Origin of the sequence: Mesorhizobium sp. J428 (assembly GCF_024699925.1) — a bacterium.
Classification (GTDB): Bacteria; Pseudomonadota; Alphaproteobacteria; order Rhizobiales; family Rhizobiaceae; genus Mesorhizobium_A.
In genome coordinates, this window is the sequence record NZ_JAJOMX010000001.1 from 505,432 (window position 1) to 525,217 (window position 19,786).

The window sequence follows — 19,786 nt, forward strand, 5'->3', positions numbered from 1 at the left end:
GGAAGGCCGGGAGAGGAAACTGACATGAACAGCGCAGAAAAGCGCTTCACCTACGTCATCGTCGGCGCCGGCTCCGCAGGCTGCGTCCTGGCGAACCGGCTCTCGGAGGACCCCGCCAACTCCGTATGCCTGATCGAGGCGGGCCCGGCCGACCGGAGTCCGCTGATCCATGTGCCGCTTGGCGTGATGCGGCTGATCAACCATCCGCGGCTCAACTGGAACTTCACGACCACGCCGCAGAGGCACGCCGCCGACCGCAAGATCGCCGTTCCGCGCGGCAAGACGCTCGGCGGGTCGAGCTCGATCAACGGAATGGTCTATACACGCGGTCAGCCAAGCGACTACGACGACTGGGCCAATCTCGGAAACCCGGGGTGGTCGTTCCGCGAGGTGCTGCCCTATTTCAGGCGGTCGGAGAACAATCGCGATTTCCGCGACTCGATCTACCACGGCACCGAGGGCCCGGTTCAGGTCGGCTTCCTGGACCAGTACAACCCTCTGTCGGAAATATTCTTCCAGGCTGGTGAGGCGCTGCAGTATCGCCGAAACGAGGACTTCTGCGGCGAGACGCACGAAGGCTTCGGCCGTCGCCAGGCATCGATCGCAAGCGGCCGCCGCAGTTCCACGTCCACGGCGTATCTTGCGCCCGCCCGCCGTCGCCCGAACCTCGAGATCCTGACCGCAGCCCTGGCCCGCCGCGTGGTCGTCGAGGATGGACGCGCCACCGGCGTCGAGATCGAGGTTGGCGGCGAGGTTCGCGTCGTGCGAGCGGATCGCGAGGTGATCCTGTCCGCCGGGGCGATCGGCTCGCCACACCTCCTGCTCCTCTCCGGGATCGGCGATGGCGACGACTTGCGTGCGATGGGCATCGACGTGAAGCGCCACCTGCCGGGCGTCGGACGCAACCTACAGGATCACATAGCGGCAGCTGTGCAGTATACGAGCCCGACCACCGTGCCATACGGCTTGTCCTGGAAGAGCCTGCCCTGGCTCGCCTGGAACGTGGTGTCCTATCCTTTCACCGGCCGCGGCCTGCTCGCCAACAACATACTCCATTCGGGCGCCTTCGTCCGCAGCCTCCCAGGCCTGGCGCGGCCGGACGTCCAGCTCATTCTCGTTCCCGCGATCAGGGACAAAAAGGGCCGAATGGGGCGCGGGTTCGGTTTCGGCATCCTGAGCGTCCTGCTGCGCCCGAAGAGCACCGGCCGCGTCTTCCTGCAGAGCGCCGATCCGAAGATCGCACCTGGCATCGACCCCGACTTCCTCGCTGAATCGGACGATGTCGAGACGATCGTTCGCGGACTGCGCATTGCGCGCCGCCTCGTCGAGACAGAGCCTTTTGCACCTTATCGCGGCGCCGAAATCGACCCCGGCCGCGAGGTCGAGAGCGCCGACGGCATGGCAGCCTATGTGCGTGAGAAATCACACACCGCCTATCACCCGGTCGGCACCTGCACGATGGGCCCAGGCAAGGAAGCGGTGGTGGACGCCGAGCTGAAAGTCCACGGCATAGCCGGCCTGCGCGTCGCCGATGCCTCCATCATGCCCACCCTGATTGGCGGCAACACCAATGGGCCTGCGATCATGGTCGGAGAGAAGGCCGCGGACATCATTCTCGGCAGGCCGCCGCTGCCCGCCGACGACCTGTCCTGAAATGAAGATCGGGACGATGCGAGGGGATCGTCAGTAGCCGCCGGATCGCGGGGTCGCGGCTGCGTCGTCATCGCGGAACTGCTTGATAAGGGCATTGGTCGCCCCCACGAGCAGACCGACGTCGCTGCCGACCGCGACGAAGGTCGCGCCGATCTCGAGATAGCGCCGCGCCAGCGCCTGGTCAGAGGTCAGGATGCCGGCGGCCTTGCCATGGGACTGGATGCGACGCAGCGCATCCTCCACCGCGGCCTGAACCTCCGGCGCGCCCGGCCTGCCGAGGAAGCCCATGTCGGCCGCAAGGTCGGCGGGCCCGACGAATACGCCGTCGACGCCGTCCACCGACGCGATAGCGTCCAGCGCCTCGAGCCCGGCCCGGTTCTCGACCTGGACGAGAAGGCAGACCTCTCGATCGGCGGTCTGCAGATAGTCGCCGATCCTGTTGAAAGCAGAGGCGCGCGCGAGGGCCGCGCCGACACCCCGCACGCCGTTCGGCGGATAGCGAACCGCACGCACCAGCTCGCGAGCCTGCTCCGCCGTCTCGACCATGGGAACGAGGATCGTCTGGGCGCCCAGGTCCAGCACCTGCTTGATCAGCCAGGTCTCGCCAATCGGCACGCGCACCACCACCTGGCTAGACGACCCTCGCTGGATTGCCTGGATCTGTGCGAGCATCGTTGGAATGCTGTTCGGTGCATGCTCGCCGTCGATCAGCAGCCAGTCGAAGCCGGCTCCGGCGCAGAGTTCGGCCGTATAGGCGTTCGCCAGACCGAGCCAGAGCCCGATCTGTGCGCGCCCATCCGTCAGGGCGCGTTTGAACCTGTTCTCGGGCGCGGGCATGTGAATCTCACTCGAAAGACAGCGTCAGCTGGCCCAGGGGACCATAGTCCGCGCGGATGAAAGAACTGGAGGGGGCCTCGATCGGACGGATGAAAGAACCGGACAGCACGATCTCGCCCGCCTCGATCCGGTCGCCATAGGTTGCGAGGCGATTGGCAAGCCACGCCATCGACAGAGCCGGGTCATCGAGAACGCCGGCGCCGAGACCGGTCTCCTCGACCTCGCCGTCTCGATAGACGATCGCGCCGGCCCAGCGCAGGTCGATGTCATCCGGCCGCCGTCGTTCGCCTCCAAGCACGATCCCGGCATTGGCCGCATTGTCGGCGATGGTGTCAAACACCGTCCGCGTCTTCCTGGTCTCCGGATCGACGCGCAGGATGCGCGTGTCGAGGATCTCCAGTGCCGGCTGGACGTAGTCGGTGGCGCGGATCACGTCCTGGCGCGTCACGCCTGGACCCGCGAGCGGCGCCTTCATGACGAAAGCGAGTTCGGCCTCGATCCGCGGCTGGATGAAACGCCCCTTCGGCACCGTCCCGCCATTCTCGAACAACATGTCATCGAAGAGCACACCGGAATCGGGAATGTCGATGTTGAGCGCACTCTGCATCGCCTTCGACGTCAGGCCGATCTTGCGTCCGATGATCCGGCGTCCGTCGGCGAGCTTGCGCTGCACCCAGGCGGACTGCACGGCATAGGCGTCGTCCATGTCCATGCCCGGATGCTGCAATGACAGAAGCCCGATCTGGACGCGCGTCCTCTCGGCCTGGTCCAGAGCGTTGGCGGCGGCGGCGACGGCTTCCGGGGACATCATGCCGTCACCTCGTCCACAATCGTGTTGCGCAACAGGCCGATGCCGTCCGCCTCGACCTCGACCACATCGCCCGGCTTCAGCCATATCGGCGGATCGAAACGCGCGCCGGCACCGGTTGGCGTACCGGTCACGATGACGTCGCCCGGCACCAGCGTCGTGAAGGTCGAGATATAGGAGATGATATGACGGAAGGAGAAGATCATCCGCCCCGTCCGGTCCCGCTGCCGCACCTCGCCGTTCACACGTGTAGTCAGCGCTATGTCGGCGATCTGGCTCTCGTCCTGGAACGGCACGAGCCACGGCCCCATGGAGCCGGACCGATCGAAGTTCTTGCCTTGCGTGACATTGAATTTCGCATGGCGAACCCAGTCCCGCAGCGTGCCCTCATTGCAGAGCGAGAGCGCCGCGATGTGGTCCAGCGCGTCCGCCTCCGCGATGCGCCGGCCGCCCTTCCCGATCACGATGACGACCTCGCCTTCATAATCGAGCTGCTTCGACTCCGCAGGCCGCACGATCGGCTCGCCGTGTCCCACGAAGGATCGCGGAAACCGAATGAACAGCGACGCCTTGGCGGGTGCCGCCTGACCGTCCTTATGCTCCTCGTTCCGGTCCGGATAATTGACGCCGACGCAGATGATCTTTTCGGGCGCCGGAACGGGAATCTCGTAGGTGAACGCGCCATTCTGAAAATCGGCGACCGCGCCCGCACCCTCTTCCGCGATCAGATTGAGCGCACCTGCCTCGATCACCTCCCTCAGCGTCGGCCATTCAGGATGGCCGGCGGAGAGATCGACGGCCCCGTCATCTCTGATCAGCCCATATCGGACCCGCCCGTCGGCACGAAAGGTGGCGAGCTTCGGGCGGGTCATGTCATTGCTTTCGGTCACGGCGCGACGATCGGCTGCGCACGCAGCGACGGCTCGCCGATCGCGACGTTCTGGAAGGCCGAGCCCTCCTCAAACCAGCTCTTCGGCGCTGGCGCCCCCCAGAGTGTCTGGCGCTGCGGATCTTTCAGGTCCCATTTGATCGGCTCCAGATCCGGGTCCACCGTGAGATAGTCCGAGCAATATATCTCCACGCGATGGCCGTCCGGGTCGCGGACATAAAGGAAGAACGCGTTCGAGATGCCGTGCCGCCCCGGGCCGCGCTCGATATTGGCGAGATAGCCAGTGGTCGACATCAGGTCGAGCAGATCGATGATATTCAGCGGCGTCGGCACCCAGAATGCGACGTGGTGCAGGCGCGGGCCGCGGCCGTTGGTGAATGCCATATCGTGGACGCCGCCCTTGCGGTGCATCCAGGCGGCCCAGAGCCGCTTCGTGTCTTCGTCCTCGGTGTATTCAGTCACGCGGAAGCCGATGTCGTTGTAGAAGGCGACAGACGCATCGACATCGGTGGAAAAGCAGTTGAAGTGATCGATCCTGAGCGGCTTCACGCCCTTGTAGAGCGCATATTTCTGATGGATCGGCGGCAGCCGTTCCATCGTCGCGTAGAACTCGAGCGGGATTCCCTGCGGGTCGTAGGTGCGCAGGGTGCGATCCTGCCACGGACGCTCGACCCATTCGGTCTTCTGGCCACGCGCCTTGAACCAGTCGTGCGCCTTGTCGAGATCCTCCTCGGCATAGACCTTGAAAGACAGCGAGTTCGCCGACGGCTCGGACTGCCGGCGCAATCGACGCAGTGATGGTTGCGTTCCTCCATGCCCCGCAGCGTAAGAAGGTCGCCGTCCTCGTGGGTGACCTGAAGCCCGATCGTCTCGGCCCAAAACGCCTTGCTTCTGGCAAGATCGGTTACTCCCAGCTCGAGGTGGCTCAGTCGTACCACGTTGAACGGGGGGTATAGGTTGCATGCTGGCAACGGCATGTGTTCGTCCCTTCTCCTAGAGCTGCGTATCGGCCCTTGCCGATACGGTCAGCCGCCCAGCTTCGTGATCGAGTGGCGGCCTGTCGCGAGGGCGATATTTTTGGTTTCCATGTAGAAATCGAACGACCAGTCGCCGCCGTCGCGGCCGATGCCCGAGTTCTTGACGCCGCCGAACGGCGTCGGGAGATGGCGCACGTTCTCGGAGTTTACCCAGATCATGCCGGCCTCCAGCCCATCCGTGAAACGAAGGGCGCGCGTCAGGTCGGAGGTCCAGAGATAGCCTGCGAGGCCATACTGCACGTCGTTCGAGAGCGCCAACGCCTCGGCCTCGTCCTTGAACGGTATCGCTGTCAGCACCGGTCCGAAAATCTCCTCGCGAGCGATGCGCATGTCGTTGCGCGCGTTCGCGAAGAGGGTCGGCCGAACATAACACCCCTTGCCGAACTCGCCGTCGACGATCTTCTCGCCGCCGGTGACAATCGTCGCTCCCTCCTCGCGGGCGATGTCGAAGTAGGACACCACCTTCTTCTCATGCACGGGATGCACCAGCGGGCCGATCACCGTGTTCGGATCAAGCGGATGGCCGATCGGAATCCGCTTCGCCTTCTCCGCGACCATCTCGACGAACTTGTCGTAGACGCTCTCCTCGACGAGCAGGCGCGAAGACGAGGTGCAGCGCTCGCCGTTGAGCGAATAGATCATGAAGACGGCCGCATCCGCCGCGCGCTCAAGATCGGCGTCGGCAAAGACGATGACGGGGTTCTTGCCGCCGAGCTCGAAATGCACCCGCTTCAACGTCGGGGCGCCCTGCGCCATGATCATCGAGCCGGTGCGGCTCTCGCCGACGAAGCCGATCGCCTTGATGTCCGGGTGCTCGGTCAGCGCCTTGCCGGCGGTCTCTCCAAGACCGTTGACAAGGTTCCAGACCCCCTTCGGCAGCCCTGCCTCCTCGGCGATCTCGAGCAAAAGGCTCGCGGTCAGCGGCGAGAACTCTGCCGGCTTGTGGACGATCGTGCAGCCGGCAGCGAGCGCCGGAGCGATCTTCCAAGTCGACAGCATGAAGGGCGTATTCCACGGCGTGATGATGCCCACCGGCCCGATCGGAACACGCGTCGTGAAATTAAACTGGCCGGGACCGCGCAGCGCCCGCCCGTCCCTGGCCTCCGGCGCACGGTCGGCAAAGAAACGGAAGTTCTCAGCGCCGCGCAGCGCCGCCTTCGACATGAACTTCAGCGCCTGGCCGGTGTCCATGCATTCGATGAACGCGATCTCCTCAGCGCGTGCGACGATCGCATCGGCAACTCGATGGAGCAGCTTCTTGCGCGCATCGCCATCCATTGCCGCCCATGCGGGGAACGCGGCCCTCGCTGCCTTCGCAGCGTCATCTATGTCGGCAGCTTTGCCGTGCGCGACCTGCGCCAGCGGCTTCAGGTCAACCGGGCTGATCGATTCGAAGGTGGAGCCGTCCACGGCCGGAACCGCCTTGCCCCCGATATGATTCTGCACGCCCTGTTCGCGGAAACGTGCAAGCCAAGCCTCCGCTTTCTTGAGATTGTCTTGAAGGGTCATTCCGAGACTACTTTCTGGCGCAAACGTGCGTGGATCGAATTCTTCTTCCAGCTCAGGACTGGATCAATCTCCCGGATTTCGAGCGACAGAGCGAAATGCGGCTCGTCGAGAAGATGACCCAGAAGCCGGGTTGCGGTCGCAAACAACGCATCGCCGGCAGCTTTCTTGTCTGCCTCGCTGCGGCCGGCTCCAATCCGGAACTGCATGTCGACGAAGGCATTGGCCGGCAGCATGTCGGCCACGGCGTAGGATCTGCACGCGAACGCCCGGACACGGATGCCGCCGCGCTCGAAGAACGGAAACGCTGCGATCTGCTCGTCGAGCGCCCGGCAAAGACCGGCGATCTCAACCCTGTCGTCGAGATTGTCCGAATATTCGATCGTAAGATGTGGCATCGATGACCCAGGAAATGCAAAGGGCGATTGTTAACCTGTTAATCTGTAAATCGGGAAAGTCAAGACAACCAAAGGCTTGTCCCGGCTCCCGTCGTCCAGACCGCACGGAAGCCACAGGCCACCGCACGGTCTGGATGCCGTCGCTTTACTTCTGCAGCCACACGGATTTCAGATCGAGCCCGACCGCATAGCTCGGCGGGACCTTCCAGCCGTTCACCTTCTTGTCGAACACCACCTCGCGATATGTTCCGAACGTGGTGATCGCGTACTGAAGCTGGATGAAGCGATCGAGGAACTGACGCGCGATCTTCAGCCGCTCGTTCTCGTCCAGCGTCTTGTCCTGCTTGCGGAACAACGCGACCAGTTCGTCGTCCTTGAGGCCCGAGAAGTTGCCGTCGCCGCCTGGCACGAACTTGGCGAGCACATCAGTGAGATCGTCCGTGGTCGGCGCAGAGAAATCCATCGACAGGTCGAAATCTCCGGAGGCCATCCGCGCGGTCTGGTTCGCCACCGGCTGCTGGTCGAGCGTCACCGTGACACCAATCTGGCGCCACTGGTCGATCAGGAAGATACCCATGGGCTCGTAGGGCGCCTTGATGTTGGGTGCGAGCAGGGTGAGCTTGAGATCGCTGACGCCGGCGTCGGCAAGAAGCTTCTTCGCCTCCTCGCGCTGGGCGGCGATGTCAGGGCTGAAGCCGGGCACCTTTTCGATCTCGGCAGGCGACAGCACGGCCGCATGCCCTTCGCGGAACAAGACGTTCTCACCATCCTGGGCGTAGACTCCCAGCGCCTTGAGGCCAGCGCGGCGATCGATGGCAAGATTCAGCGCCTGGCGTACGCGCACGTCGTCGAGCGGCTTGTGCCTGACATTGACCTGCACGACGTTGACCGTCGTGGATGGGGTGATATCGAACTTCACCGTGTCGCCGCGGGCCTGCTCGATGCGCTTCTTGTCGGGCGCGGTGATCAGGCGCATGTAGCCGTCCACCTGATCGCTGGCGATGGCATTGACGACGGCCGGGCTGCCCATGATCGCGAAATCGATCCCGTCCAGATAGGGAAGGCCCTTCTCGAAATAGCCGTCGAACTTCTTCGCGCGCCACGAGGCGCCCGGGACGAACTCCTCGAACACGAAGGGGCCCGAGCCCATGATCGTCTTCGCCGGATAGGACGGGTCCTCCTTCAGCTTCTTCGCCGAATAGATACAGTTCCACGGCGCGGCAAGCGTGGCGAGGAAGCCCGCGGAAGGCTCGGACAGCACGAAATCGATCTTGTCAGGCGCTGTCACCTCGATCGATTTCAACGCACCGAACCGCCCCTTGCGGACCGACACCACACCTTCCGGCGGATTGGCGATCCGCTCGAACGTCGTCTTGATATCGTCGGCGGTGAGATCCGTGCCGTCATGGAACTTCACACCGCTGTTGAGCGTGAACGAGTAGCGCATTCCGTCGTCCGAGACCGCCCACTCCTTCGCGAGACCGGGCGAGATCTTCGGGAACGTGTCCGGCTGGAACGACAGCAGCGTCGAATAATGCGGCGCGATATACTGCAACTGCGTGGACGACGTGAGCGCGCCGCAGTCGAAGGTGGCAGGCTCGCCGACGCCAGCCAGCCTGAGGACGCCGCCGGGCGTCGGCTCCTGCGCGAGCACAGTTCCAGAGGCCAGCCCCCAGACCACCGCGACGGCGGCTGCGGAGCGAAGACCGCGATAGATTGTCATGTTAACTCCTCCCGAGGTCAGAATGACCTACCTTTATTAACACGTTAATTTTTAGAATCAAGTGATGGCGTGTGCGCCATCACTGCTGGAATCGTGGATCGAGCCAATCGCGCAGCCCGTCGCCGAAGAGATTGAAAGCAATGACCGCGAGGCTGATCGCCGCTCCGGGGAAGATGATGAGCCATGGCGCGGTCTCGAAGAAGTCGGCCGCGTTGCCCGACAGCATCAGGCCCCAGCTCGGCGTCGGCTCTGAAATGCCGAGCCCGAGGAACGAGAGCGTCGATTCGAGAAGGATGGCCTGTGCGATATAGGACGACAGCATCACCAGATAGGGTGCGACGAGGTTGGGCATCATGTGGCGGAAGACGATGCGGCCGTGCGAATATCCCGCCGTGATCGCCGCATCGACGAAGGGCTGCTTGCGGACGGAAAGCGCGGCCGCCCGCAGAACCCGCGAGACCGGCGCAATCATTGGAATGGCGATTGCCAGAATCAGCGTGACGTCGACACCGTAGATCGGGTGACGGCCAAGGATTGCAACGATCACCAGCGCCAGTACCACCAGCGGAAAGGCGAGCAGCAGTTCCAGCACGCGTTGCAGGATCGCGTCGAAACGCCCGCCGAAATAGGCGGAGAAGATCCCGACGATCGCGCCAAGCGAGCAGCCAAGCACTGCGGAAATGATGCCGATGGTCAGCGCGGAGCGCGCGCCGTGGATCAGTCGCGACAGGATATCCCGGCCGAAGGCGTCTACCGAACCAATGGACGGCGTCCGGCGGCGTCAGGATACTGCCATAGTCGACGTCGAGCGGATCGAACGGAGCGAGTTGCCGCGCGAAGATACTCGCGCCCAGGAAGAGCACGATGAGCAACAGGCTCGCGGCAGCGATGGGCTGCGAACTGCAGAACGACAGCAGCGCCCTCAGAGCTCGGCCTGATCCTGATCTCTGGGAAGCGACGATAGCAGACATGACACCTACCTGACGCGGATGCGCGGGTCGACCACTGCATAGAGCAGGTCGACCAAGAGGTTGATGACGATGTAGATGGTGGCGAACAGCATCACCATGCCCTGGATAAGCGTGAAGTCGTTTCGCGTCACCGCCTCGATGAATAGCTTGCCGAGCCCGTTGATGTTGAAAACTTGTTCGGTGACGACCAGCCCGCCGATAAGAAAGGCGAACTCAAGCCCGACCACGGTGATGGCCGGCAACAGGGCGTTGCGCAGCGCATACCCACACGACCGTGCGCTCGCGCACGCCTTTCGCCCGCGCCGTCCGGATGTAGTCCTCGCCCAGCACGTCCAGCAGCGACGAGCGCACCATGCGCGCAAGCACCGCCGAAAACCGCACGCCGACAACAAGCGAAGGCCAGATCAGTTGGGCCAGGTTCGCGAACGGATCGACATAGATCGGCACGTAGCGGATCGACGGCAACCAGTGAAACGTCTTGAGCAGGACGAGCAGGAGCAGCATGCCAACCCAGAAGGCCGGCAAAGCGAGGCCGGCCATCGTCACGAGGCGGATGACATAGTCCGTGGCGGTTCCCCGTCTGAGCGCCGACAGCGTGCCGAGAGGCACGGCGATCAGCAGCGCCAGCAGTGTCGCCATCACGGCGATCTGGAAGGTCGGGCCAAAACGGATGCCGATCTCCTGCGTCACCGGGCGCTCGGTCCACATCGAATTGCCGAAGTCGAGCGTCGCGAACCCCGTCATCCAGTCGCCGAACTGCACAGCCAGCGGCTTGTCGAGACCAAGCCGCTGGCGCTCGGCCTGAACGGTCTCCTCCGACACCGCACCGCCGTCCGACATCAGCTTCACACGCACGATGTCCCCGGGCACCACGCGGAGAAGAAAGAAGGTCAGCACCGCGACCCCAAGCAGGGTGGGAATGGCCAGCAGCACGCGCTTGAAGATGTAGGCGAGCATGAGCGTTACACCTTGATGCAGGCTGCAAAATGCCCAGGCCGGATTTCGCGCAGGGCCGGAACCGTCTGGCGGCACTCAGGTCCCGCCTTCGGACACCGAGTATGGAAGACGCATCCGCTCGGCGCGTTCAGCGGGCTGGGCAGGTCGCCCTTCACCGCCTTGAAGACCTTCGCACGTTCCTTCACCGGATCTGGCGTCGGCGCCACCTCCATCAGTGTCGCCGTGTAGGGGTGGATCGGCCGCGCATAGAGTTCGTCGCGGTCGGCGATCTCCATGATCCGGCCGAGATACATCACCACAACGCGGGTCGAGATATGACGCACGACAGCGAGGTCATGCGCGATAAAGAGATAGGTCAGGCCAAGGCGGCGCTGAAGGTCCTCAAGCAGGTTGATGATCTGCCCCTGGATCGACACGTCGAGCGCCGATACCGCCTCGTCGCAGACGATGAAGGATGGCTCCAGGGCGAGAGCGCGCGCGATGCCTACGCGCTGGCGCTGGCCGCCCGACAGCTGGTGTGGATAACGCTCGGCGACCTCCGGACGCAGCCCGACCTGCGACAGGAGCTCCGACAGGCGCGCCTCACGCGCTGCTCGATCCGGCGCCAGCCGATAGACTTGCAACGGCTCGCGGATGATGTCGCCCACCGTCATGCGCGGATTGAGAGAGCTGAAGGGATCCTGGAAGATCACCTGGATCTTCCTCCGCAATTCTGTCAGTTGCCGGCCGCTGGCGGCGTGAACGTCTTTTCCTTCGAAGGTGACGGTGCCCTCGCTGGGCTCCTCGAGACGGAGCAGCAGTCGGCCGACCGTCGACTTGCCACAGCCAGATTCTCCGACAAGGCCCAGCGTCTCGCCCTTGTGGATGTCGATGCTGAAGTTCTGTACCGCTCGAACATGCGCGGTCGGACGGCCGAAGCCCGAGGCGACTGGAAACGTCTTGACGAGGTTTCGGATTGAGATAAGCGTCTCCCCCCCGGCCACGTCGGGGGGTTGCCCCTCCCCTCCTTCCGACGGCCAGCCGATCCGGCCCGCCGCAAGTTCCGCATGGCGGCGACAAGCCGACAGCGTTCCGACATCGGTCGCAGTAAGTTGCCCAGCCTCGGAACAGGCTTCCTCTCGCAACGGGCAACGCGGCGCGAACCGGCACCCGGTTGGAAGCTGGGCGAGGTTTGGCGGCAATCCCTCGATCGATTCAAGCCTGGCGCGGCGCGGCTCGTCGAGCCGCGGAACCGACCGAAGCAGCCCCTGCGTATAGACGTGGCGCGAACGGGTGAAGACGTTCATCGCATCACCGACCTCGACGAGCTGGCCCGCATACATGACCGCGATCCGGTCTGCGTAGCGCGCCACGACCGCGAGATTGTGCGTGATCACGATCAGGGCGACGTTGAGCCGCCGGGCAAGGTCACGCATCAGGTCAAGGATCTGCACCTGGACGGTCACGTCGAGGGCCGTGGTCGGTTCGTCGGCGATGATCAGCTTGGGGTTGCAGGCAAGCGCAATCGCGATCATCACCCGTTGCCGCATTCCACCGGAGAACTGGTGCGGATACTGCTTCAGCCGGCGTTCCGCGTCCGGAATGCCGACCATGCCGAGCAATTCGATCGCGCGCGCATCGGCCTTCTCATCCGACAGGCCGAAATGAACCTTGAGACTCTCGGTGATCTGGAATCCGATCGTCAGGATCGGATTGAGCGACGACATCGGCTCCTGGAAAACCATGCCGATGTCCTTGCCGCGCACCTGCCGCATCTCTTCCGGCGAAAGCTGCAGCAGGTCGCGTCCGTCGAATCTGACGCTTCCGCTCGATACGAGCGCCGTCTGCGTCGGCAACAGGCGCATGATGGAGAGCGCGGTCACCGACTTGCCCGATCCCGACTCGCCCACGATCGCCAGGAATTCGCCGGCCGACACTTTGAGGCTCAGATCGTCGATGGCGCGCACCGAGCCGCGCGCGGAGCGAAACTCCACGGTCAGGTTGCGGATGTCGAGGAGTGGTTCGCATGGGTCGAGCCTGACAGCATCAGAGACCCCGGGCGAGAGCACGACGCTGGCGTTCATGATCCGTTACCGCCAAGGCAACGGGACCATGCAGCGGTGGCTCCGGGAAAAGAATAAGACAGCCTTGCCTCCCAACAAAAGCGTCGACGCCGGCGGGTTCTCCCGACCTTCCGGACATGCGCGCCCTGTGTAGCCGCCGCGGCGCCCGGAAGCAATAATAATAACACGTTAAATATAGAATCGGCAGACCGGGGGCAGGAATCGATGCTAGCCTCCGAAGCTTCCCGCCTGGGTGGGCACGTGGACGAAGTTTCGGTCGAAGCTACAACAGCGCGTGGCCGTCCTTTCGCGAACGGATGTGCGTTACCTCGCCGATGAAGACGTGGTGCGTGCCCACTCGATGGGAATCGACCAGCCGGCAGTCGAACGAGACGATCGCATCGGCGAGCGCAGGACTTCCGGACGGAAGTTCGATCCAGTCGGCGGACGCATAGCGAGCCGCCATGTCGGGCTGCGCCCCCGCGAAGGAGGAAGCCAGCCCCTTGTGCTCTCCCGTCAGCACGTTGACGCAGAAGCTGCGGTTCTCAAGGAACAGCTGCGCCTGAGTGGATCGGCTGTTCATGCACACCAGCAGCGTCGGTGGCTCGTCGGTGACGCTGCACATCGCTGTTGCAGTGAAACCGCCGCGACCGGACGGGCCGTTGGTGGTGATCACGTTCACCGGCGCACAGACGCGCGCCATTGCGTTGCGGAACTCGGTGCGGTTGACGACCTCGTCCATCGTCCTGGTCTCACTCGGCAGCGAGCGCGCTACCGCCGGACGACTTGTCGAGCGGCGGCAGCCAGGTATCTCCGGTCCAGCCGTTTTCGTCGTAGTCGGCCATGCAGCGATCCACCAATGCCTCCATTTCCTTGAGGCGCCCGCCGCGCTCGGCGCCCTTGAGCACCTGGAGGCGAACCTCCTCGGGCGCGCCGGCATAGTTGAGTTCGTAGAGCGCATGGCGGCCGCCGAACTCGGTCCCGGTCGCGTCCCACAGCAGCTTCATGATCTTGATGCGCTCGATATGCCCCATGTTGTCGGACCCGCGCACATAGCGGGCGAGATACTTGTCGATCTCGGGATTGGCGAAATCCTTGGCAGAGGACGGCAGGTAGATCAGCCCCGACGCCACCGTCCGGCGCACGATGTCGATGACCTTCGGATAGGCCTCCGACATGAAGGTGCGATAGCAGAGTGCGGCCTCGAGGTTGGGCAGCACGGCACCGCCAGCCCAGGGGATGGGGTTGTAGGCCATCGCGTTGGAAAACGCCCAGAACTGGTGGCGGATGGCGATCACCTCGCCCAGCAATGCCTGATTGCCGCGGAACGCGTCGCCGCCGGTCGCCCGTAGCGCCTTGGCGAGCAGTCCCGCGAGGAAATCGAGCTTCACGCCGAGTCGCGTGCAGCCCTGGAAGCAGTAGCCGTGCATGAAGCCCGACGCCGGATGGAACGACAGGATCTTCCCGGCATCGCGCAGGACAAGCACGTCCTCCCAGGGGATGAACACGTTGTCGAGGACCAGGATCGCATCGTTCTCGTCGAAGCGGGACGAAAGCGGATAGTCGAACGGATGGCCGACCGTGTTGGCGGTTTCCTCGTAGGAGACCCGGCAGAACATCTTGATGCCGGGAGCATTCATCGGAACGATGAACATCACCGAAAGCGACGGGTCTTCCGTCACGGTCGCCGAACTCTGGGCGAGGAAGTTGTAGTGCGTCAGCGCGGACGACGTCGCGACCACTTTCGCGCCCGTGACGTAGATACCCGCGTCGGTCTCCTTCGTGATGTGGACGAAAACGTCCTTCACCGCCTCGGCCGGCTTGTGGCGGTCGATCGGCGGGTTGACGATCGCGTGGTTCATGAACAGGACGGTTTCCTGCGCCCGCTTATGCCAGGCGAGCGCGTTCTCCTTGAACGGGCCGTACCAATCGGCGTTGGCGCCGAGCGTGTTCATCAGCGCAGCCTTGTAGTCGGCCGTTCGACCCATCCAGCCATAGGACATCCGCGCCCACTCGGCGATCGCGGCCTGCTGGGCGACGAGGTCCTGGGAGGATTTGGCGACGCGGAAATATTTGTGCGTGTAGCCGCCCGAACCGGTGTCGGTGGGCGACGTCAGGATCGGCTTGGTTTTCTCGTCATGCAGTGCGTCATACATGCGCGCCAGCGAGCGCACCGAGTTGCGCATGGCAGGATGAGCCGTCACATCGGCAACGCGCTCGCCATTGATGTAGACCTCGCGACCGTCGCGCAGGCTCGCCATATATTCGGCGCCGGTGAATGGACGCGTGGAATCCGCCCTGAAATCTTCCGATCGCATCTCTTTCCTCCCTGATGCCGTCCGCGAACATGTGTTCGAGCCGGGTGAAAATACGAGGTCGCCACCTGGCCAGCCATGGACAAAACACCCTAACCGGTTGTACTTTTTTCTGTAATGAACACGTTAGGGACTGTTCCGACCTTTTTCGTCTACGGTGAGGCACCAAGGCCGTTCGGGCTCGGCTTCGTGCATGCGGAGACCGTCATGGCGAGAAGAGACCTGCATTTCGGCCGGGTCGAGCCGCATCTGCACGACCGTCTGGCCCAGATAACCTTCTGGACGAAGGGGCATGGCAGCTATCTTATCGAGGACGAGGTCTTGGATTTTTCCGCGCCGGCGGTGAGTTTCATGCCGAGTGGTGTGGTTCACGGCTTCACCGTCGCAGCGGACGAGACGGACGCCATCGTCATCTCCATCGCCGATGGCGCGCTATCGTCGATCGCCGGGATGGTCTCGCTGCCTTTGTCGGCGCCGATAATGATACGCGACGCCGCCGATCCGGCCCTATGGGATCGCCTGTCGCGGATCATGCACCTCGTGCTGGACGAGTACGCGCACGCGGCCGCGTCCACCGAGGCCGTCACGATGCCACTTGTCGCAGCAGCGCTGGGACAGATCGCTGTCCTTGCGGCCGCGGCGCCCGCACCGGCCGTTCCGCCGCAGCGACACCTTGCAAACCGGCTGCGTGAACTCGTCGACGCGCATTTCAGGGACAACTGGCCGATTGCGACCTATATCGACGCGCTGGGCACGACGTCGCATCTGCTGGCAAAAGCGAGCCTCGCTTCCTTTGGCGTGCCGGTGAAGGAGCTTATCGCGGAACGGCGTCTGCTGGAGGCCAAGCGACTGCTGCTGTTCACCGTGCGCTCGGTCGAGGATATCGCCTACGAGATCGGTATCCGCGACGCGGCCTATTTCTCGCGTGCCTTCCGCAGGCGCATGGGCCAGCCGCCGGGAGAATGGCGGCGGTCTCAGTCAGAGGTTCTGGGCAGCGCCCTCGCTCGGCCTAGCGAGGATGGTTGATTTTCCGGCCTGCCGTCAGACCACCAGAAGGGTCGATGTAGCGGCGGCCACCGGGCGGCCGCCGGCCGAGAGCTCCGCGCCCGCAAACATCACCCGCCGCCCCTGCTTCGATATCCATCCGCGCGCCTCGTAGGTTGCGCCGGCGGCCGGCGCAAGAAACGAGATATTCATGTTCGCGGTGGTGATCGTCGTGCCCGCTTCTCCCGCGGCGAGGCCGGCGAATGCCATGGCGCAATCCAGCATCGCCGTCACAGCGCCTCCCTGGATGACACCCGCGCCCTGCCGGAACAGGTCTTCCGGCGCGTAGCGGAGAAGGAGCTCCTTGCGCGCCGCGTCGAAACCGACGAGTTCGGCGCCAAGCGCCACGAGCAGCGGTGAGGTGTCGATAGGGCCAGCCGGCCGGGAGCCAGCCGTAAAGGCACGGATCGCGTCGAGGTCTGGGTTGGAGATAGGACCGGCCGGCGGCTTCTGGTTCATCCGATCTCCACGCACACCTTGCCGACATGCTTCCCTGAGGCGAGGTATTCCAGGCCGTCGCGCAACGTCTCCATCGTGAAGACGCGCTGGTCGATCACCGGCTTTACGCCATTGCGGGAGATCGCGTCCACAAGGCGCTGCAACGAGGCGCGGCTTCCGGCGGTAACGCCCTCGATGCGCGTCTCCTGCATGGCGACGATCGGCACGTTGAGTTCGGCTTTGGCGCCGGTGACCACGCCGACCATCGCAATCGTGCCGCCGAGCGTCATGGCGCGCATGGTCTGCTTCAGCGTCTCGGCGCCGCCGATCTCCACGGCGACGTCGATGCCGAGGCCACGCGTCGCCTTCTGCACCGAGGCTCCCCATGCCTGGTCTTCCTTGTAATTGAAGACGTGCCGGGCGCCGAGTGTCTTCAGCAGTTCCAGTTTCTCGGGGCTCGACGAGGTCGCATAGACCTCCGCGCCGGCCATGACGGCAAACTGCAGGGCGAACAGCGACACGCCGCCGGTTCCCTGGGTCAGCACGCGGTGGCCGGGTCCCACCCCGCCCTTCTCGATGACGGCGTTCCAGGCCGTCGCCGCCGCGCAGGGCAGGCTGGCGCCCTCGAGATAGCTCAGATTGTCGGGAAGCTTCACCAACGCGTCCTGGCGGAACACACGCTTCTCCACCGCGACGCCGTCGAAGCGGCCGCCGAGGTCGCTACCGACGCACTCCATGCGCAGCGGCCCCGCCTGCCAGTCCGGGAAGAAGCAGGAGATGACGCGGTCGCCGACCTTCCACCCCCGCACCTTGTCGCCGACGGCCACGATCTCGCCGGCGCCGTCCGAGAGCGGGATCAGCTTCTCCTGCTTCTGCATGCTGCCGTAGCCGCCTTTGACGGCAAGCAGGTCGCGATAGTTGAGCGAGGCCGCCTTCATCGCGACCAGCACCTCGCCGGGACCGGGTGCGGGATCGGGCAGTTCCACCACCGCAAGGTTCTCAAGACCCATCTGGTCGACGCGTGCGGCTTTCATGGTCGTCTCCTCGTTCTTTCTCTGGGCAATCACAGGCTGTGGAAGGTGGTGCCGTCCCGCGCCATCCTGTCAAGCAGAGCCGGCACGGCGAAGCGTTCGCCGAAGCGTGCCTCCAGTTCCCTGCACTGTTCCACGAAGGTCCGCGCGCCGATCGTATCGATGCAGGCGAAAGGCCCACCGAGATGGATCGGATAGCCCCACCCGGTCACCGCCGCCATGTCCGCCGTGAGCGGATCGGTCACCGTGCCGTCCTCCAGAGCGCGTGTCGGCCTCGAGCGATTGGGTGTTGAGCAGTCTACGACGCACGACCTTCGGCTCAAGTCGGGTCGGCGGGAACAGATCCTTAAGACCCGTCCAAAGGACCGGTCCGTCGGGCGTGTAATCGTAGATGCCCTTGCCGGCGAGCTTGCCCTCGCGCCCGGCGGCGATCAAGCGGTCGAGCGCTTCGATCGCGCGGGATCCCTTCATCGAGACAGGCGTCCCCTCGCCGCTCATCGAGGCCATGATGTCGCGCAGCAGCGGCAGCTTCGTCAGCTCCGCGAGAGTGGCCGGACCGATGGCGAAGCCGATGTCCAGCATGACGTTGTCGATGATCTGCGGCGCCACGCCTTCCGCGACAAGCGTCATCGCCTCGCTGGACAGGCTTGAGACGATGCGGCTGGTGTAGAAGCCAAGGCCGTCGTTGACAACGATCGGCGTCTTGCCGAGCAACTTGGCGATGAACCGCGCCTCGCCCTTAGCCTTCGCCGACGTGTCCGCCCCGTGAACGATCTCCAGCAGCTTCATCGTCTCGACAGGCGCGAAGAAGTGCATGCCGATGACCCGGCCGCGATCCGATAGCGGCTGTGCCAGGCGGGCCATCGGAATGGTTGATGTGTTGCTGGCGATAATGACCCCCGGCCGGACTGCTGCCGCCACCTTGCCGAGCACATCGTGCTTCACATCCAGGCGCTCGAATACCGCCTCGATGACGAAGTCCGCATCCCCCAGGGCGGCGTAATCCGCGCCGGTTCCGACCCGCGACAGCAGCGCCTCGCGTGCCTCGGGCGACATCCGGCCCCGCTCCACCTGCCGACCGGCGATCGCCGCGATGCGGTCGAAACTCTCGCGCGCCTTGTCTTCCGAGACGTCGATGAGCCTCACGGAGAGACCGGCCCGCGCGGCCGAGAAGGCAATACCGTTGCCCATCATTCCGCCGCCGACCACGCCGAGCGTCTTGATGGCGTCGCCTGCACCCGCCGGAGGATTGGGCCGCGCCGCGCGCGGACCGTAGAAGCCGGAACGGATGCGATTCTTCGCCTCGGGTGATGCCGCGAGCTTGATGAACTGGCGCCGTTCGATCGCAATTGCCGGGTCGATTGTACGTTCCAGACCGTGATGCAACGCATGGAGGATGGCAAAGGCCGCCGCGTCGGTGCCGGCGGAACGCTGCCGCGCCTTGGCCCAGGCACCGGCAAAGAACATGCGGCCCTTCTGCGAGTTCGGGTCGTCGCCCGGAAGCTGATAGCCTTTCTGGTCCCAGGGCTGTCCCGCCTTCGGGTTGGCCTTGATCCAGCGGACGGCGGCCGCGATCAGGTCCGCAGCCGGAACGACCTCATCGACAAGCCCGGCAGAATGCGCCTCGGCGACGCCAAGCGTCTTGCCGCGCAGGATCAGGTCTGCGGCGGCCGCGAGCCCGATCAGGCGCGGCAGCCGCTGCGTGCCGCCGCCACCGGGCATCAGCCCGAGGCCGGCTTCCGGGAGGCCGACCTGCGCATCCTTGCGATCGGCCGCGATGCGGCGGTGACAGCCGAGCGCGAGTTCGTAGCCGCCGCCGAGCGCGGTGCCGTTGAGTGCCGCGACGACCGGCTTTCCGCCAGTCTCGAGCCGTCTCAACGCTGCCGTGAACGGGTCGACGATCGCTGCCACCTCATCAGGCGTCCTGGCGGCGCGCAGTTCGTCGAGATTGCCGCCGACGGCAAAATCGTCCTTCGGCGAAGTGACGACGATTCCGGTGACGTCCGGATTGCCGAGCAATTCGTCCACGACGCGGCTGAATTCGAGGTTGAAGTCGCGCGACAGCGTGTTGACTGGGCCCGGCGTAGAGATATCGAGCCGGACGATCCCGTCTTCCAGCTTGGTGGTCGTGATCACG

The 19,786-nt window shown here is 64.4% G+C and carries 14 protein-coding genes and 3 pseudogenes; 2 read left to right on the forward strand and 15 right to left on the reverse strand.

Going from position 1 to position 19,786, the window contains the following annotated elements; translation table 11 throughout:
- The first annotated feature begins 24 nt into the window (after positions 1-24).
- The gene (locus LRS09_RS02630; RefSeq protein WP_257804082.1) at positions 25-1,653 is read left to right on the forward strand and encodes a GMC family oxidoreductase; all 1,629 of its coding nucleotides are present in this window, start codon (positions 25-27) and stop codon (positions 1,651-1,653) included.
- A gap of 30 nt (positions 1,654-1,683) precedes the next feature.
- Here LRS09_RS02630 and hpaI read toward each other — a convergent pair whose 3' ends face one another.
- The 12 genes and pseudogenes from hpaI to LRS09_RS02695 all read right to left on the reverse strand — a co-directional run bounded on the left by hpaI (position 1,684) and on the right by LRS09_RS02695 (position 15,139).
- Positions 1,684-2,490, reverse strand: a complete 807-nt coding sequence (hpaI, locus tag LRS09_RS02635; RefSeq protein ID WP_257804083.1) for a 4-hydroxy-2-oxoheptanedioate aldolase — start codon at positions 2,488-2,490, stop codon at positions 1,684-1,686.
- Between the two features lie 7 nt (positions 2,491-2,497).
- Complete coding sequence (gene hpaH, locus LRS09_RS02640; RefSeq protein WP_374684803.1) at positions 2,498-3,298, reverse strand: 2-oxo-hept-4-ene-1,7-dioate hydratase; 801 nt, start codon at positions 3,296-3,298, stop codon at positions 2,498-2,500.
- The gene (locus LRS09_RS02645) at positions 3,298-4,170 is read right to left on the reverse strand and encodes a fumarylacetoacetate hydrolase family protein (protein WP_257804085.1); all 873 of its coding nucleotides are present in this window, start codon (positions 4,168-4,170) and stop codon (positions 3,298-3,300) included. Before LRS09_RS02645 ends, hpaH begins: the two co-directional genes overlap by 1 nt.
- Before the next feature lie 14 nt (positions 4,171-4,184).
- Positions 4,185-5,164 (reverse strand): annotated as a pseudogene (gene hpaD / locus LRS09_RS02650) (3,4-dihydroxyphenylacetate 2,3-dioxygenase).
- Positions 5,165-5,212: 48 nt separating this feature from the next.
- Positions 5,213-6,733 carry a 5-carboxymethyl-2-hydroxymuconate semialdehyde dehydrogenase gene (gene hpaE / locus LRS09_RS02655; protein WP_257804086.1) on the reverse strand — a complete coding sequence of 507 codons (1,521 nt, stop codon included), beginning with the start codon at positions 6,731-6,733 and terminating at the stop codon, positions 5,213-5,215.
- Positions 6,730-7,128, reverse strand: a complete 399-nt coding sequence (locus tag LRS09_RS02660) for a 5-carboxymethyl-2-hydroxymuconate Delta-isomerase (protein ID WP_257804087.1) — start codon at positions 7,126-7,128, stop codon at positions 6,730-6,732. Before LRS09_RS02660 ends, hpaE begins: the two co-directional genes overlap by 4 nt.
- A 145-nt stretch (positions 7,129-7,273) precedes the next feature.
- Positions 7,274-8,851 carry an ABC transporter substrate-binding protein gene (locus LRS09_RS02665; protein ID WP_257804088.1) on the reverse strand — a complete coding sequence of 526 codons (1,578 nt, stop codon included), beginning with the start codon at positions 8,849-8,851 and terminating at the stop codon, positions 7,274-7,276.
- 79 nt (positions 8,852-8,930) lie between these two features.
- A complete protein-coding gene (locus LRS09_RS02670) occupies positions 8,931-9,524 on the reverse strand; it encodes an ABC transporter permease (protein ID WP_257804090.1) in 594 nt (197 codons plus the stop codon).
- Between the two features lie 303 nt (positions 9,525-9,827).
- A pseudogene (locus LRS09_RS02680) lies at positions 9,828-10,779 on the reverse strand (ABC transporter permease).
- Between the two features lie 5 nt (positions 10,780-10,784).
- Positions 10,785-12,842, reverse strand: coding sequence for an ABC transporter ATP-binding protein (locus LRS09_RS02685; protein ID WP_257804093.1), 2,058 nt, complete (start codon positions 12,840-12,842; stop codon positions 10,785-10,787).
- 207 nt (positions 12,843-13,049) lie between these two features.
- Positions 13,050-13,563, reverse strand: a pseudogene (locus LRS09_RS02690) (flavin reductase).
- 10 nt (positions 13,564-13,573) lie between these two features.
- Entirely contained in the window at positions 13,574-15,139 is a 1,566-nt protein-coding gene (locus tag LRS09_RS02695) for a 4-hydroxyphenylacetate 3-hydroxylase family protein (RefSeq protein WP_257804095.1), read from the reverse strand.
- A gap of 204 nt (positions 15,140-15,343) precedes the next feature.
- On the opposite strand from LRS09_RS02695, the gene LRS09_RS02700 reads away from it, so the two are divergent.
- Positions 15,344-16,162, forward strand: coding sequence for a helix-turn-helix domain-containing protein (locus LRS09_RS02700; protein WP_308240269.1), 819 nt, complete (start codon positions 15,344-15,346; stop codon positions 16,160-16,162).
- A gap of 15 nt (positions 16,163-16,177) precedes the next feature.
- Here the strand turns inward: LRS09_RS02700 and LRS09_RS02705 are convergent, their stop codons facing one another.
- The 3 genes from LRS09_RS02705 to LRS09_RS02715 all read right to left on the reverse strand — a co-directional run bounded on the left by LRS09_RS02705 (position 16,178) and on the right by LRS09_RS02715 (position 19,785).
- Positions 16,178-16,639, reverse strand: a complete 462-nt coding sequence (locus LRS09_RS02705; protein ID WP_257804097.1) for a PaaI family thioesterase — start codon at positions 16,637-16,639, stop codon at positions 16,178-16,180.
- Entirely contained in the window at positions 16,636-17,652 is a 1,017-nt protein-coding gene (locus LRS09_RS02710; RefSeq protein ID WP_257804099.1) for an NAD(P)-dependent alcohol dehydrogenase, read from the reverse strand. Before LRS09_RS02710 ends, LRS09_RS02705 begins: the two co-directional genes overlap by 4 nt.
- 69 nt (positions 17,653-17,721) lie before the next feature.
- Positions 17,722-19,785, reverse strand: a complete 2,064-nt coding sequence (locus tag LRS09_RS02715; protein ID WP_257804101.1) for a 3-hydroxyacyl-CoA dehydrogenase NAD-binding domain-containing protein — start codon at positions 19,783-19,785, stop codon at positions 17,722-17,724.
- Position 19,786 lies beyond the last annotated feature (1 nt).

Excerpts from the sequence above, each read along its gene's own strand:
- hpaE (WP_257804086.1), bottom strand. The coding sequence starts at position 6,733 with ATGACCCTTCAAGACAATCTCAAGAAAGCGGAGGCTTGGCTTGCACGT.
- LRS09_RS02710 (WP_257804099.1), bottom strand. The coding sequence starts at position 17,652 with ATGAAAGCCGCACGCGTCGACCAGATGGGTCTTGAGAACCTTGCGGTG.
- LRS09_RS02700 (WP_308240269.1), top strand. The coding sequence starts at position 15,344 with ATGGCGAGAAGAGACCTGCATTTCGGCCGGGTCGAGCCGCATCTGCAC.
- LRS09_RS02645 (WP_257804085.1), bottom strand. The coding sequence starts at position 4,170 with ATGACCCGCCCGAAGCTCGCCACCTTTCGTGCCGACGGGCGGGTCCGA.
- hpaH (WP_374684803.1), bottom strand. The coding sequence starts at position 3,298 with ATGTCCCCGGAAGCCGTCGCCGCCGCCGCCAACGCTCTGGACCAGGCC.
- LRS09_RS02705 (WP_257804097.1), bottom strand. The coding sequence starts at position 16,639 with ATGAACCAGAAGCCGCCGGCCGGTCCTATCTCCAACCCAGACCTCGAC.
- LRS09_RS02695 (WP_257804095.1), bottom strand. The coding sequence starts at position 15,139 with ATGCGATCGGAAGATTTCAGGGCGGATTCCACGCGTCCATTCACCGGC.
- LRS09_RS02685 (WP_257804093.1), bottom strand. The coding sequence starts at position 12,842 with ATGAACGCCAGCGTCGTGCTCTCGCCCGGGGTCTCTGATGCTGTCAGG.
- LRS09_RS02630 (WP_257804082.1), top strand. The coding sequence starts at position 25 with ATGAACAGCGCAGAAAAGCGCTTCACCTACGTCATCGTCGGCGCCGGC.
- hpaI (WP_257804083.1), bottom strand. The coding sequence starts at position 2,490 with ATGCCCGCGCCCGAGAACAGGTTCAAACGCGCCCTGACGGATGGGCGC.
- LRS09_RS02665 (WP_257804088.1), bottom strand. The coding sequence starts at position 8,851 with ATGACAATCTATCGCGGTCTTCGCTCCGCAGCCGCCGTCGCGGTGGTC.
- LRS09_RS02660 (WP_257804087.1), bottom strand. The coding sequence starts at position 7,128 with ATGCCACATCTTACGATCGAATATTCGGACAATCTCGACGACAGGGTT.